The sequence below is a fragment of the Bradyrhizobium sp. i1.15.2 genome (assembly GCF_040548425.1).
GTDB lineage: Bacteria > Pseudomonadota > Alphaproteobacteria > Rhizobiales > Xanthobacteraceae > Bradyrhizobium > Bradyrhizobium canariense.
On sequence record NZ_JBEPRQ010000023.1, the window covers coordinates 70,746 to 84,153 of the forward strand.

Genomic DNA, 13,408 nt, shown 5'->3' on the forward strand with positions numbered 1-13,408 from the left:
CTTCCGGATAAGGATTTGGCATTTGGACAAGGCGCCGGATGCGTTCCGAACCATCAGCGAAGTAGCGCAGGAACTCGACATTCCGCAGCACGTGCTGCGGTTCTGGGAGACGCGTTTCTCCCAGATCAAGCCGATGAAGCGCAGCGGCGGCCGCCGCTATTACCGGCCCGACGACGTCGACCTGCTCAAGGGCATCCGCCGTCTGCTCTACGGGGAGGGCTACACCATCCGCGGGGTGCAGCGGATCCTGAAAGAACACGGCGTCAAATCGGTGCAGGGCCTCGCCGACAGCGCGGCCGCGGTCTCGTTCGGCGCCATCGAGGACGCCGTCGGCGCCAGTCTGATGGAGCCCGAGGAAGAGACAGGTGTCCGCGGCGCCCGCGACAGCGACGATGACGATTACCAGGGCGAGGAGGAGGAGGGCATCGACTTCCGCTTCTCCGAGACCGACGACGAGGAAATCCTCACCACCTTCCGCAAGGGCGGCACCCCCGCCGCGCCCGCAGGCCCCAGCGCCATCGACCGCGAGCGCCTCGGACGGGTGCTCGCCGAGCTTATCGCCTGCCGCGAGATGCTGGATCAGGCGCTGAAGGACGCATGACGCCGGCCCCCTCGGCTTTGGGCAAGTTCCGTGGGCCTTTCGGCAGAGGCACCAAAATGGTGTGAGCTCGCCTTGCGCAAACCGGCGATCCTAGCTAATGGAACGACGTTCGGAGCGTGGCGCAGCCCGGTTAGCGCACTAGTCTGGGAGACTAGGGGTCGGAGGTTCAAATCCTCTCGCTCCGACCATTTTGTTCGTAGGCTTGGCTGAGCACACGCGCGAAAAGCATCGCAACGGATGCATTGTCTGTTGGCGATCAGGCCTAGGCGCGCCCGCCGACAATGAGAGCATCAGAAGTGCCCGACGAGCCAATGACCCTCAAGTTCCGCTGTCCGCCGGGTCTTGAAGACAAATTGCCGCCACCGGTCCCTGCAAGTTTAGGCCTGCCTGCCTGGCTGAAGGCGATGCCGACGCAGGCCTTCAACGCGATCAATCAGCGCGAGGAGGATACGGTCAAGCGGTGTCCTCCGGTCGTCGACGCCATGACGAGCGGCTTCCTGATCCCATTGATGTGCGATGTCAGGTTTGAGAACGGGGAAATTTCCTGGGACAGTGACCTGCCAGCCGGTGGTGAACTCGATTTCCCGCGCTCTCCCGTTGGATTTCACGACTCGAGTCAGGTCACGGGATCGCCATTGTTCGAGCCGGACCGGCTTCTCATCAAGTTTCGTAACCCATGGCTGATCGAAGCGCCGGAAGGCTATTCGGTTCTGTTCATGCATCCGATCAATCGGTTCGATTTGCCCTTCACGACGCTGACGGGCCTCGTCGATTGCGATCGATATCGCGACAGTTGGATCCATTTCCCGGTGCACTGGCACGACGTGAATTTCAACGGCGTGCTGCCGAAGGGGACACCGATCGCGCAATGCATGGCGGTCAAGCGGGAAACCTGGGTCGCTCAGACCGCACCACTGACTGCAGAGGAGATGCGGCGGGTGTTCGAGGTGACGAAGTCGGTCGCGCAGGAGCCTGGCGCCTATCGACGGCAGTTCCGTGCGTGAGCCGCATCACGGCACCTCGCCTTGCAGAAACTTCTTGAGCGCGCTCGGGCGGAAGAAGAAGCGCCCGTGGGATGAATGGACGAGCGTGTAGGCGGCTTGTGCCAGCATTCGAGGGCGGCCGTGTAAGGCCGAACGAAGGCTCGCCTCGCCCGCTTCGCGTTCACCCAACTCAAACAGGCAGCCCGCGAGGTTGGCCCGTGCCATGGCATCGTCAGGGCGTAGCGCCAGCGCGAGCCGGTACATTTCTGCGGCTGCGGCATAATCACCGTCCTGGCGCAGCACGCGTGCAAGTAGGGTCGAGATATCGGGACGCCCAGGCGCGGCCTCGTGGGCCTTGACGAGAATCGCGCGCGCCTCACCGCGCGTATTGCGCTCGAGATGCAGGCGCGCAAGATCCAGTTGCAACTCGATGCTTTCCGGCGCGAGCGCGAAGGCGTTGCCGATCACGGCGATGGCCTCATCGAGGCGCCGATCCTTGGCAAGCTGGCCGGCGAGTTCCTGGAACGCCGGCAGGAAAGGCGGGCGACGCGCCGCGGTCCGGCGCAATTGTTCGACGGCTTCCGTGCGACGTCCGGATTCGCCCAAGGCCGCGCCAAGCAGAGTTTCAATGCCCGGATCGCTGGTGCGGCGCGCCGCCTTGTCCAACGGCAGGATGGCCTCCGCTGCGCGGTTCTGGGCGAGCAAGGCGCGGCCGAGAACCCATGTCGCGACGATATCGTTCCGGCTTGTCCTCAAGATTTCGGCTGCAAGCCGCTCCGCCTCGGCGAAATTCTGCATCCGCAGCGCGAGCGTGGCGCGCTCGCGCAAATCGGTTTGATGAGGTCCGCGGCTGGGGGGAGGAACAGGGCGCTTCGACACGGGGCTCGCGATCGACGACAATCGAGGCGCGAAGTATGGCCTCGGCTCCGGCCTCGGGCAACCGCTATTCGCCTTCGCGCGCTGACGCCGGATGGACGGCGTACGCGTGCGATCATCTTGCGAGCAGTGGCTTAAGGAGAAGGTGTGATTGTCACAAAACGCGCCCCGCAATGGGGTCTTGTACTTCCTGCCTCGCTGCTAGGCTGCTAATATATCCTCGCGGATTGCCGTTTTCTTTAAACCCCGTCGGATACCCCCAAAGCCGGCCGAGCTGTATCCCGTGCCGAATCTGGGGGACACTTGCGCGACCTCAAAGCCGCCGCCCCCCGCCCACGAGAGCATCTCGGTAATCCCGCCCGGGTCCGTGCCACTAACTACATGTTGGAGTCGTGGCAGCAAGAAGTCTCGAACTGTTTGAAAATTTCGTTCCGTTATTAGCCAACGACGCCGCATCTTATGGGCAACGGCCGCAGTGGTTCCGCTTCCGCCAAACAAATCGACGACCAAGTCTGATGGGTTCGTGGCGATAGACCCGTCCAATGGTATTTGTCTTTCGCTTCTTGTGGATCGCGCGTTTGAAAATGGTCACCTCCTAATTGATGACGATCTTATTGTTCGCATCGATGGGGATCGGGTGGGCGATGACGATGTGCTAAGAAGCAATCTTGAGCCATACAATGGAAAAAAAATTCAGGCTCCTAAAATCGGAAAACCAAAACTTGATTATCTTCAGCGCAGACGTGCGCTGATAAAATCTTTTCCGTAGTGTGGCATCGCCCGCTCGCAGATATACACAAGTCGGTCTGTCGCACTCATGGCTATCTGGCTTCTCCGGCAGCGCCTTTGCTTCGCTGAGGCGCTCGTGGTCATTCCAATCGTCAAAAGCTACATCCCTATAAGGGAAAGTTAGTCGATACGCAGAGGAGCTGCGCTGAGATTCGCGCGTGACCGCTGCATTCCAATCTCAGCGGTGATGATCGCCAGTCTTTTAGCCTAGTGAGGTGGGCACGACAGCACACTTCGGCGCCGGTTACATAGCATATTTGGACAGTGTCGAGCTTGCTCATTGGGCGAGCCGGTCGAGCTGCATCTACTCTGTGGACAGCCGCACCACTATGCGCTGATGCCGACGCCGAAGGGGCGACAGGCCTGTGCGATCATTTTGTGTGCGGTGGCCTGAAAGGAAGGTGTGATCGTTGTCACAAAGCTCGCCGCCGCAATGGGGCTGGCGCTGTCGATGCCCGCGCGGACAGGCCATGCGGCGCCCGGGGCGTTTCCTCGTCGTCGTCTTGGTATCAGTAGTTTTGCGGGGCCTCAGGCGTGGCCCTTGATCTCGTAGCGACCCGGAACGCATTTGTAGCGATCGAGCCGCCAGTTGGCGTGGTAGATCGGATGCTCGCCCATCCATTTCGCCAAGGGGGCCTGTGCGCCGATCGCACACTGCATCATCGACATCTCGGGCGTCATGTTGCTGTCGGTCACGATTTCCTCGATGCAACTGCCTGAGCTGGCTGCACTTAGCCGGCAGAGCACGGCAACGACGGTCACGAACATTCCAGTCACCTCATCGGTAGTTTCTGACCACGAAGAGGATGCAAGCGGAGTGCCAGAGCCTGTGACGCAAACAACACGCTGGCCTGGCCGACTCGACCCAGCGTCCGGACTCCATTTAGCGATTCGGATTGTAAAAAAATTGCTCGTAAACCGAAGCCGGGCAAATACGGGGGAACCGGCCGGGCTGAGTCGCAGCGATGATCGATTGTGGGGGCAGCGCCGCGCCGGCGGCGCTTCACAGGCCGCGCGCAGCCGCTAGGCTTTCAGGACCGTGGCCACCCGCCAAAAGAGCGGGGCTGCCACAAGGGATATGAAACGCGAGGGCACACCATGAAGACACGACCGACCGGCGTGATTCCGCCGATGACGACGCCGTTCAGGAAGGATGGCGAAATCGACTACACCCTTGTGGCAGCCCAGGTCGACTGGATGATCGGCGCTGGCGCGCATGGTGTCGCGGCCGGCGGTTCGACCGGCGAGGGGCACACGCTCGATCACGAGGAATATCGCGACCTGATGGAGGCGACGGTTGCGGCGGTGAAGGGGCGCATTCCCGTGATCGCAGGCATTATCGTCGATTCCACGCGCGATGCGATCCGCCGCGGCAAGCTCGTGCGCGACATGAATGTCGCGGCGCTCCAGGTCACGCCGGTGCATTATCTGTTCAGGCCGGACGACGAGGCGATGGTGGCGCATTTCCGCGCCATGGCGGACGAGACCGGCATGCCCATCATCATCTACAACGTGGTGCCGTGGTCGTATCTTTCGCCGGCGCTGCTGACGCGGATCATGACCGAGGTGCCGCTGGTGGTCGGCGTCAAGCAGAGCGCGGGGGATCTGAAGCTGTTCGCGGACCTCATGATGATGGCCCCGGACAAGCTGATCTACAGCGCGGTCGATGCCCTGATGTATCCGTCCTACACATTGGGGGCCCAGGGCTCGATCGCCGCGATCCTCACCGCGGCGCCGCATGCCTCCGTCGCGCTGTGGGATGCCGTGAAGGCGGGTGACCATCCGCGCGCGCTCGACCTGCACAAGAAGCTGCTGACGCTGTGGAACGCCGTCATTGCCGACAATCTGCCGGCCTGCACGCGCTATGCGCAGACGCTGCAGGGCCTGCCCAGGACTTATCCGCGCGCGCCGATGCCGGAGCCCTCAAGCGCGCAGCAGGCGGCAATCCGCAAGGCGCTCGACGGGCTCGGCGCGTTGAACGAGCGGCGCGTCGAGGCGGCCGAATAGTCCACGCCCCGAAATTAGTGGTGACGATGGCAGCGCCGATCCGCTTTTACCTGCGGATGCGGCGCTGCTACATTTTGCGCGCGCTCCGATGCGCGGCGTAGCGATGAAGAAACATACCGACAAGGGAGGGCCGAAAGTCCCATGAAGGATTTTGCAGGAAAGACCGCCGTCATCACCGGCGGCGGCACGGGAATGGGACGCGAGCTCGCGCGGCAGCTCGTCGCCGAGGGCTGCAATGTCGCGATGTGCGACGTCTCGGAAGCCGCGATGGCCGAGACCAAGCGGCTGTGCGAAGTCGAGAAGCTGCCGCAGGGCTTGCGCATCACGACCCATGTCGCCGACGTCTCGATCGAGGATCATCTCAAGCGATTCCGCGACGAGCTCGCCGAGCAGCAGAAGACCGACCGGATCCACCTTCTGTTCAACAACGCCGGCATCGGCGGCGGCGGCAGCCTGTTCACCAACACGCGCGAGCAGTGGGAGCGCACCTTCAACATCTGCTGGGGCGGGGTCTATCTCGGCGTTCGCACCTTCCTGCCGATGCTGGTCGCGGCCGACGAGGCCCACATCGTCAACACCGCGAGCGTCAACGGCTTCTGGGCCTCGATCGGCATGACCCAGTCACACACCGCCTACAGCTCGGCGAAGTTCGCCGTGAAGGGATTTACCGAAGCGCTGATCACCGACCTCCGCCTGCACGCGCCGCACGTCAAATGCTCGGTGGTGATGCCCGGCCATATCGGCACCTCGATCGTCTCCAATTCGCGCAAGGTGCAGAGCGCCGACGGTTCGGAGCGGCTCAACGGCGACGAGGTCGCGCTGACCCGCAAGCGCATGGTCGCGGCCGGCGTGCCGGATGCCGACAAGATGTCGGACGAGGACATCCAGGCGGCGTTCGCCGAGCGCGCCCGCAGCTTCCTCGAGGATGCGCCGACGACGGCGGCACAGGCCGCCAGGATCATCCTCGACGGGGTCAAGGCGGAGCAATGGCGCATTCTCGTGGGCGAGGATGCAAAGCGCCTTGACGAGCGCGTTCGTGCTACGCCGGAGCAGGCCTACGACCGCGCCTTCTACGAAAGTTTTACGCAGGAGGTCGGCTGGCGGCTCGGCTGAGGCAGGCGACGAGCGCGCGCCGATATAGGTATGATGTGCATCATGGCAAGAGGCGCGCAGGCAATTTCATGTGCCACCTTTTGCCAGTGTGCTGCCGGCGTTTCTTGCAAGCGTTCGGCCACTCATGACGCATTGGAATGTCACGCATGCGACACGTCCCTGCGTTCAAGCGATGGTGATCGCTAACGGCTCCCATTGGGCGCACGGCAGCTTGGTCAGGGAACCAAAATAGTTTATTCAATCATGTGTAAGGCGATGACCAGAGCGTAGCTCCCGATGATACCCGCATGCCTCTCCGACGACTGGATTCTTTGCCCGGAGCGAGAGGACATCTCCGCTGAGTTCACGCGGCTCCTCACCGCGGCCCAGGAGGGCGGCGCCACGATCGCGGAATGCCTGATGATCGCGCGGCAGCTGAAGCGGGGCGACGACCAGTCCTGGCATCGCGAGTGGAAGAAACTGGCGCAGGCCAATCGGCATCGTGCCGAGGCCGCATTCGCGGAAGGTCACAGGGCGACCGCGCAGCGCAACTGGCTCCGCGCCATGAATTACTACAGCGCGGCCGCAATGCCGCTCGATCAGGCGGACGAGCGCCGCTGGGTCGCGGTCCTCGCGATGCAGGATTGCGCCCGCCGCTTCCTCGTCGCGCGCGAGCCTGCCGGGGAGGTCGTGACGATCCCTTGGCTCGACGGACATTCGTTGCAGGGCTATTTCCTGCCCGCGCCGTCGGGACGCGTGCGAGCCCCGACCGTGATCTGCATCGGCGAGCCCGGCCACCGCAAGGAGGAATTTCTGTTCAAGCTCGTGCCGCATGCGCGCGAGCGCGGCTTCTCGCTGCTGGCGCTGGACCTGCTCGGCGACCAGCGCGACGACTATCTCGACGCGCTGTTGCGGCGCCGGGATCTCGAGAGTGCGATTCCGTGCGTCATGGACTATCTGGAGACGTGCAGCGAGGTTGATTTCGAGCGCGTCGCGATCGTCGCCGATGGCTGGGGCTCTTCCTTCGTGGCCCGCGCGGTGTTGCAGGAGCCGCGGCTTGCGGCCGCCGTCTGCGATGGCGGCCTGTGGGATCTGCACGAGCGGGCCTTCTTTGCCAGCCGATTCGCGATGAGCGACGTCAGCATCGTTCCGGTGCCGCATGCGCCGCTGATGGCCTCCAGCGCCGATTGTCCGGTGCTGATCACGCTCGGCGAGGACGGCTGGCTCAAGGCCGATCGGGCCCGTCAGATCGTCCAGACGTCCCGGCTCGGCAGTTCGGATGTCATGTTGAAGGTGTTCACCGCGGCCGAAACCGGCGCGGCACAGGCCCATGCGGACAATCCGAGCCTTGCCAATGAATACATCTTCGATTGGCTCGAATCGCGGCTCGGCGCCGCGGGGCGCATCTAGGGACGTTACCTCAGAAGTCGAGGGTCAGGCGGACGCAGGCCTTTTCGAGGCGGGTCTTGAGCATCGCGAGCTTGGTCGTGAATTCCGTCAGTTCCTTCTCGTCGAACTCCTGGAAGACGAATTCCTTGATCGTCTTGTACTGCTCGTTGAGGCTCGCCAGGTGCTTCTGCGTCTTCTCGGTCAGGGACAGCCGGACCACCCTTGCGTCGGTCGGCGAGGGGCGACGGCGCAACAAGCCCTTCTTCTCGAGCAGCTTGGACTGGGTGGTGACGAACGACGGATCGACGTGGAGGAGTTTCGAGACGACGTTGACCGGAATGCCGTCGTCCTTGTCGAGGTCGGAGATCGCCATCAGGATCAGCCATTGCGGACCGCTGATGCCAAGCGTTCTCGCCCAGAACTGACGCAGCTCCTCCAGATACATGTTGATCGACGATATCTCCCAGGTGAAGCGCCTGATGATATCCAGATTGCCGATGGAGCGGAGGCGCGCCCCTTCTTTCCTCGTCGCTGACACAGCGTCACTCCCGTGATCTGATTTGTATGCGGCCGGTGTCGTGCAAGCCATAGTCCACGCAAGCCTGCTCTGACGCAAGTGCAGGGCAGGGTAATTTCGTCACTAAAACTACAAAGATGATCAGCTCACGGAATCGCCTCACTGCGGTGTTGCGTACAGGGCACAGTTTTAGCGAAATAACAAACCTTATTAAATAAGGTATTTTGATTAGTGAACGGCGCAGGCATATTGCGTCGTGACGGTGGGGGGTACTCGATCGTCCCGTTGCCAGGTGGTTTGCTCACGTCCCTCGCTTCGAAAGAGGGTGTGTCCGAAGCGCAAAGCGGCCGAGCGGATTTTGAAAGACGGGGATCTGGGGGGCCTCACGGTCCGGTCTTCGTAACATGAGCAACTTGGAGGTTTTAATATGAAAGTGGTGAAGAGCCTTTTGCTCGGCACTGCGGCGGGTCTGATCGCCGTCGGTGGAGCTCAGGCGGCTGATCTTCCGGTCAAGGCCAAGGCGGTCGAGTACGTGAAGGTCTGCTCGCTCTACGGCGCGGGTTTCTACTACATCCCGGGCAGCGACACCTGCATCAAGCTGGGCGGCTATCTGCGTGCCGAAGTGGCGCTCAATGCCGGCGGCAATTACAGCGCCCAGTACAACAACGTTTTCGCGGCCAACAACCGCCTGACGAACTATTATTCGATGCGCGCTCGTGAAGATCTCAACATCGACACGCGCACCGCGACCGAGTACGGCGTTGTCCGCACCTATTTCGATGCGGTCTTCACCTGGACGACCGGCAACTATGTCGGCGCCGGCTCTGGAACGGGTGCCACCCAGTACAGCAGTACGCTCGGCCTCAATGCCGCGGGCACGGGCCTGATCGGGTCCAGCGGCGGCGCCATCAACGGCACCGACGGCGGCATTTCGGGCGGCGCGCTCGGTGTCTACTACGCCTTCATCCAGTTCGCCGGCTTCACCATGGGTAAGGCCGTGTCGCAGTTCGACGCGCCCTGGATCAACTATCCCGGCAACAACTTCGACCAGCTCGTGGGCGGCAGCGGCACCACCAACGGTGTTGCCCAGTTCACCTACACCGCCGATCTCGGCCAGGGCGTGACGGCGATCGTCTCGGCGCAGGACCAGACGCAGGTCTTCCAGACCGCCCTCTGGAACACTGCCGGCATGTCCACCGCCGGCGTCCTCGGCGGTGCGTACGGCTCCAACGATCTCGGCGGCACCCGCGCCCCCGATCTCGTCGGCACGCTCCGCGTCGACCAGGCCTGGGGCCTGTTCCAGGCCTCGGTCGCGGCGCACGACAACCACGTCGCCTATTACGGCGCGAGCGAAGCCACCGGTCATCCCGAAGACAAGTGGGGCTGGGCCGTCCAGCTGGCTCTGTCGATCAAGAACATCCCGACCGGTGCAGGCGACGTGATCAATATCTCGGGCGTCTACACCGACGGCGCGAGCCGCTACAACTTCCAGGAGCTGGCGGCGACCAACTACTCGATGTTCGGCGGTTCGGGCGGCGCGTATCAGAGCATCGGCTTCGCCGGCGTGTCTGACGCGGTGTTCGCACCCGGCAGCGGCCTCGAGCTGACCAAGACCTACGGCTTCCGTGGTGCCTACACCCACAACTGGAGCCCGTACTGGAACTCGGCGCTGTATGGTGCGTGGGCTGCCGTCAACTACAGCGGCACGGCCAAGGGCATGATCTGCGGCAGCGCCGCGTTCGCGACCCTGACCGGCACCTGCAACCCGGACTTCAACATCGGCCAGATCGGTGTCATCACCCGCTGGACTCCGGTCAAGAACCTGACCTTCTCGGCTGACTTCACCTACAGCCATCTTGACCAGAAGTACTCGGGCGTGATCACGACGCCGGCGCTCACCAGCGTTGCCAAGCCTGCAGCGACCTATGAGCTGAAGGACCAGGACACCTACAGCCTGTTGGTTCGCGCCCAGCGCAACTGGTAAGCCTTGATCTTCGGATATGACGCAGCCCCGGCGGGACACCGCCGGGGCTTTTTTTATGAGATGAGCTTCTTTACGAAGATGGCTTTCGGAAATCCGGCAGCCTGTGCGGGCGACGAAGACGAGCCATGCGATTCGATCGGCCCCAAATTTATTTACTTACCTGAGTTACTAAGCTATATAACTCGAAGCCGATGACGAAAGTTGCGGCTCTGACTTGATGCTAAACCTCCAGAAACCTCCGGCAATGCCCTGCCGGAGGTTTTTCGTTTGAGGACACGGCTCTAGGATATGGTTCTAAGCGCGCATGACGCGCGCGCGGGAATTCGGCCGGTAGGCGAGGCGGCTGTGGCCGGCGCAATAGGACTGGCCGTCGGGCGCGGAGTTGCCGCAGAAGCAGAAATCGTCGGCGCCGGGCGTCGAGATCGGCCAACGGCAGCGGTTCTCGGCAAGTTCGAGTAGCGAGCAGCGATTGGCGTCGTCGATCGGAGCGGCGACCATCGGCGCACTGGTCTCGCCATAGATCGTGGCGAGCATCTCGTATTGCAGCCGCGGCACGGTCCGCGGCGTGCGCGAAGGCGCCAAGCCCCTGTCCTGAACCTTGCGGTCGTCGATGGTCCGGCCGCGCGTCAGATTGAGGCGAGACAGCTTGCCGATCACGGCATTGCGGCTGACGCCGATGTCGGCGGCGATCTCGCGGCAGGAGAGGCCGGCCTCGAAATGCTGCTTCAAAAGTTCAAGTCGTTCGTCGGTCCAGGTTGGTGAGAGAACAGGCATTGGTGCGGTCCCAGGTTGCAGATGTCGGCCATCCGCCTCTCGAGATCCGTCCGCCTCACGTTCGGCGCGCGCTCACGTCCTGCCATTGTCGCGGATCGACAAAAGCCCGTCCTTGATGGCGAGACGGATGCCTTCCTCGATCAAGGTACGTGCGACGCCGGGAACGCTGGTGCCGTGGGTGCCCTGTCTCACCAGCTTCTCCAGATAGGTGATGGTCGAGAGCGCCAAGGTTACGGGAATGCGGTCAGTCTCGGCTTTTTCGGTGGCCATGGACGAACGCTAGCCTCATACGCGGGTACATAAAAGTTACGATTAAGACTCTATTTAGGTTTAGAGGCAGAAGTCAAATGCAGGCTGCGGCCCGTGTTCAGCCTGTTGGAATCGCGAGGGAAATTAGGCATGACAAGGCACGCCGCGCGGCAGGCAGGCGGCGGCGTAGCTTCGACCGGTCAGGCGTGGGCGGGTCGGCTCAGCCGTGCACGATAGCCTTTTCGATCATGCAATGGATGCCTTTGGAGCCGTTGACGGTTTGGGTCACCCGCAGATCGGCCGCCAGGCTGCACAGCGTATAGGCGTCCTCGCGCGACAAATTGCGCCTTTCGCCGAGCAGCACGATCATGTCGCGCAGTGCCCGCACCACGCACTGGTCGAGGTCGGGGTCCATGGCCATGGTCATGTAGTGCGTCGCCGTCTCGCCACGGGGATAGTCGAGCCTGAGGTCCTTGCGCAGCGTCAGACGGAAGCGGCCCTGGAGCGCGGTCTCGATCGCGGTGACGCAGACCTCGCCGTCGCCCTGCACGCCGTGGCCATCGCCGCAGGAGAACAGCGCGCCCGGGACGAACACCGGCAGATACAGCGTCGCCCCGACGCCAAGCTCCTTGTTGTCGAGATTGCCGCCCATGGCGCGCGGGACCAGCGAGGAGATGCGGCCCCAGGCGGGAGGCGGTGAAACGCCCATGACGCCGAAGAACGGCTTGAGCGGCAGGTCGAGCCCCCACGGCATGCGGGCGACCATCCGCGACCGGTCGAGCGGGATGTTCAGGATGCGCGTCTCGTGGAAATCGTCGGGCAGGGTGCCGGACAGCGGCTTGATCATGTTCCAGCCCCAATCCTGCCGGAGCTGGACGTCGAGGATCTCGACCGCGAGCACATCGCCGGGCTCGGCGCCCTCGACTGCGATCGGGCCGGTGAGGATATGGCCGGGGAGCATGCGCTCGTTTTCGGCATGAACCTCGTGCATCTCGGGCGGAATGTGAAACTTGCTGCGGTCGGGCAGCATATCCGGACCGCCGCTGATGGTGTCGACCGTGACCTCGTCGCCGCTCGCGATGGTGAGGACGGGCTTGAGCGCAGCCTCGAAGAAGCCCCAATGACAGGTCTCGGGGCTGGAATGCAGGTGGTGATGGGTCATGTGGCGTCCGTCCGTTTCACAGGCCCGGGCTTGACCAGGCAATCGATCCTCTTCCAAGAAGCTTTCTGAAGATCGACGGGCGGGTCAAGCCCGCGCGCAACAGGCACGACCATTCCAGCGAGGCTCCCCTGCTTTTTGTCCTGTCCAAGACCCTCGGCGCCGCGGTGCTGCCGATCAACTTGATGATCGAGCTCGGAATCGTCTCGGTCGTCCTGATGGCGACGCGCTTTGCCGCCTTCGGCCGCAAGCTCGCCGCGGCCACGCTGATCATGCTGGCGCTCGCCGCGTTTTCGCCGCTCGGCAACCTCTTGCTCTATCCGCTGGAGTCGCGTTTTCCGCCGTGGGATCCGTCGCGCGGCGCGCCCGACGGCATCATCGTGCTCGGCGGCTCGGTCGACACCGATCTGTCGGCGGCACACCGCACGCCGGTCGTGGCGCACGCGGCCGATCGCCTGTTTGCGCCGGCCGAGCTCGCGCGCCGCTATCCGAACACGCGCGTTGTTTTCACCGGGGGCACCGCGAACCTGGTTTCGACGGACTCCCGGGAGGCCGACTACTCCGCGCCGATCCTGGAGAATCTGGGCATCGCGAAGCAGCGCCTGATCCTCGAGCGGGACTCTCGCAACACCTACGAGAATGCGATCTTCACCAGGCAATTGGTATCACCGAAACCGGGCGAACGCTGGCTCCTGGTCACCTCGGCCTTTCACATGCCGCGTTCGATGGGGATCTTTCGCAAGGCGGGATTTGACGTCGAAGCCTATCCCGTAGACTGGCGAATGGGCGGGCGTGACGATCTCTTCTCTTTCACCAATGTCGGCACGGACGGGCTCGGCCGAACCGAGGTCGCCGTGCGCGAATGGATCGGGCTCGTCGCCTACCGCCTGATGGGCCGGACTGGCGAGTTGCTCCCGGGACCGGCGAAGGACTAGAACCGTTCAACAAGCAATAACAGCGCCGGCGCGCGACGGCCGGCCGGGAGGAC

The 13,408-nt window shown here is 63.1% G+C and carries 15 protein-coding genes and 1 tRNA gene; 9 read left to right on the forward strand and 7 right to left on the reverse strand.

The features are described 5' to 3' along the window. The first annotated feature begins 22 nt into the window (after nt 1-22). The 3 genes from ABIB80_RS30030 (at nt 23) to ABIB80_RS30040 (ending at nt 1,605) form a co-directional block, all read left to right on the forward strand. A complete protein-coding gene (locus ABIB80_RS30030; RefSeq protein WP_007611070.1) occupies nt 23-601 on the forward strand; it encodes a MerR family transcriptional regulator in 579 nt (192 codons plus the stop codon). 110 nt (nt 602-711) lie between these two features. Next, nucleotides 712-789: transfer RNA gene (locus tag ABIB80_RS30035), tRNA-Pro, on the forward strand. A gap of 123 nt (nt 790-912) precedes the next feature. Beyond that, nucleotides 913-1,605, forward strand: coding sequence for a hypothetical protein (locus ABIB80_RS30040; protein ID WP_354128894.1), 693 nt, complete (start codon nt 913-915; stop codon nt 1,603-1,605). Between the two features lie 6 nt (nt 1,606-1,611). Here ABIB80_RS30040 and ABIB80_RS30045 read toward each other — a convergent pair whose 3' ends face one another. Together ABIB80_RS30045 and ABIB80_RS30050 are read right to left on the reverse strand one after the other, a co-directional pair. Beyond that, complete coding sequence (locus tag ABIB80_RS30045; RefSeq protein ID WP_354128895.1) at nt 1,612-2,412, reverse strand: tetratricopeptide repeat protein; 801 nt, start codon at nt 2,410-2,412, stop codon at nt 1,612-1,614. Nucleotides 2,413-2,661: 249 nt separating this feature from the next. Next, entirely contained in the window at nt 2,662-3,003 is a 342-nt protein-coding gene (locus tag ABIB80_RS30050) for a DNA methyltransferase (protein ID WP_354128896.1), read from the reverse strand. Here ABIB80_RS30050 and ABIB80_RS30055 point away from each other — a divergent pair. After that, on the forward strand, nt 2,984-3,229 hold the full coding sequence (locus tag ABIB80_RS30055) for a hypothetical protein (RefSeq protein ID WP_157158691.1): 246 nt from the start codon (nt 2,984-2,986) through the stop codon (nt 3,227-3,229). The genes ABIB80_RS30050 and ABIB80_RS30055 overlap by 20 nt on opposite strands. A 548-nt stretch (nt 3,230-3,777) precedes the next feature. Here ABIB80_RS30055 and ABIB80_RS30060 read toward each other — a convergent pair. Further along, entirely contained in the window at nt 3,778-4,017 is a 240-nt protein-coding gene (locus ABIB80_RS30060) for a hypothetical protein (RefSeq protein WP_007603449.1), read from the reverse strand. 330 nt (nt 4,018-4,347) lie between these two features. Here ABIB80_RS30060 and ABIB80_RS30065 point away from each other — a divergent pair, with 330 nt between their 5' ends. The 3 genes from ABIB80_RS30065 (at nt 4,348) to ABIB80_RS30075 (ending at nt 7,758) form a co-directional block, all read left to right on the forward strand. Continuing rightward, complete coding sequence (locus ABIB80_RS30065; protein WP_007603450.1) at nt 4,348-5,256, forward strand: dihydrodipicolinate synthase family protein; 909 nt, start codon at nt 4,348-4,350, stop codon at nt 5,254-5,256. A gap of 141 nt (nt 5,257-5,397) precedes the next feature. Next, nucleotides 5,398-6,369, forward strand: coding sequence for an SDR family NAD(P)-dependent oxidoreductase (locus tag ABIB80_RS30070; RefSeq protein ID WP_007603451.1), 972 nt, complete (start codon nt 5,398-5,400; stop codon nt 6,367-6,369). 276 nt (nt 6,370-6,645) lie between these two features. Beyond that, the gene (locus tag ABIB80_RS30075) at nt 6,646-7,758 is read left to right on the forward strand and encodes an alpha/beta hydrolase family protein (protein ID WP_007603452.1); all 1,113 of its coding nucleotides are present in this window, start codon (nt 6,646-6,648) and stop codon (nt 7,756-7,758) included. 10 nt (nt 7,759-7,768) lie between these two features. Here ABIB80_RS30075 and ABIB80_RS30080 read toward each other — a convergent pair whose 3' ends face one another. After that, complete coding sequence (locus ABIB80_RS30080) at nt 7,769-8,275, reverse strand: MarR family winged helix-turn-helix transcriptional regulator (RefSeq protein ID WP_007603453.1); 507 nt, start codon at nt 8,273-8,275, stop codon at nt 7,769-7,771. A 406-nt stretch (nt 8,276-8,681) separates the two neighbouring features. Between ABIB80_RS30080 and ABIB80_RS30085 the strand changes: the two genes are divergently transcribed. Further along, nucleotides 8,682-10,238: a porin gene (locus ABIB80_RS30085; RefSeq protein WP_219682251.1), complete on the forward strand. Its 1,557-nt coding sequence runs from the start codon at nt 8,682-8,684 to the stop codon at nt 10,236-10,238. A 294-nt stretch (nt 10,239-10,532) separates the two neighbouring features. Here ABIB80_RS30085 and ABIB80_RS30090 read toward each other — a convergent pair whose 3' ends face one another. The 3 genes from ABIB80_RS30090 to ABIB80_RS30100 form a co-directional block, all read right to left on the reverse strand. Then, a complete protein-coding gene (locus ABIB80_RS30090; RefSeq protein ID WP_007603455.1) occupies nt 10,533-11,012 on the reverse strand; it encodes a GcrA family cell cycle regulator in 480 nt (159 codons plus the stop codon). 72 nt (nt 11,013-11,084) lie between these two features. Continuing rightward, nucleotides 11,085-11,282 carry a hypothetical protein gene (locus ABIB80_RS30095; protein WP_007603456.1) on the reverse strand — a complete coding sequence of 66 codons (198 nt, stop codon included), beginning with the start codon at nt 11,280-11,282 and terminating at the stop codon, nt 11,085-11,087. A 199-nt stretch (nt 11,283-11,481) separates the two neighbouring features. Continuing rightward, nucleotides 11,482-12,423, reverse strand: a complete 942-nt coding sequence (locus ABIB80_RS30100) for an acetamidase/formamidase family protein (RefSeq protein WP_354128897.1) — start codon at nt 12,421-12,423, stop codon at nt 11,482-11,484. A 182-nt stretch (nt 12,424-12,605) separates the two neighbouring features. Between ABIB80_RS30100 and ABIB80_RS30105 the strand changes: the two genes are divergently transcribed. Further along, the gene (locus ABIB80_RS30105; protein ID WP_245286059.1) at nt 12,606-13,355 is read left to right on the forward strand and encodes a YdcF family protein; all 750 of its coding nucleotides are present in this window, start codon (nt 12,606-12,608) and stop codon (nt 13,353-13,355) included. Nucleotides 13,356-13,408 lie beyond the last annotated feature (53 nt).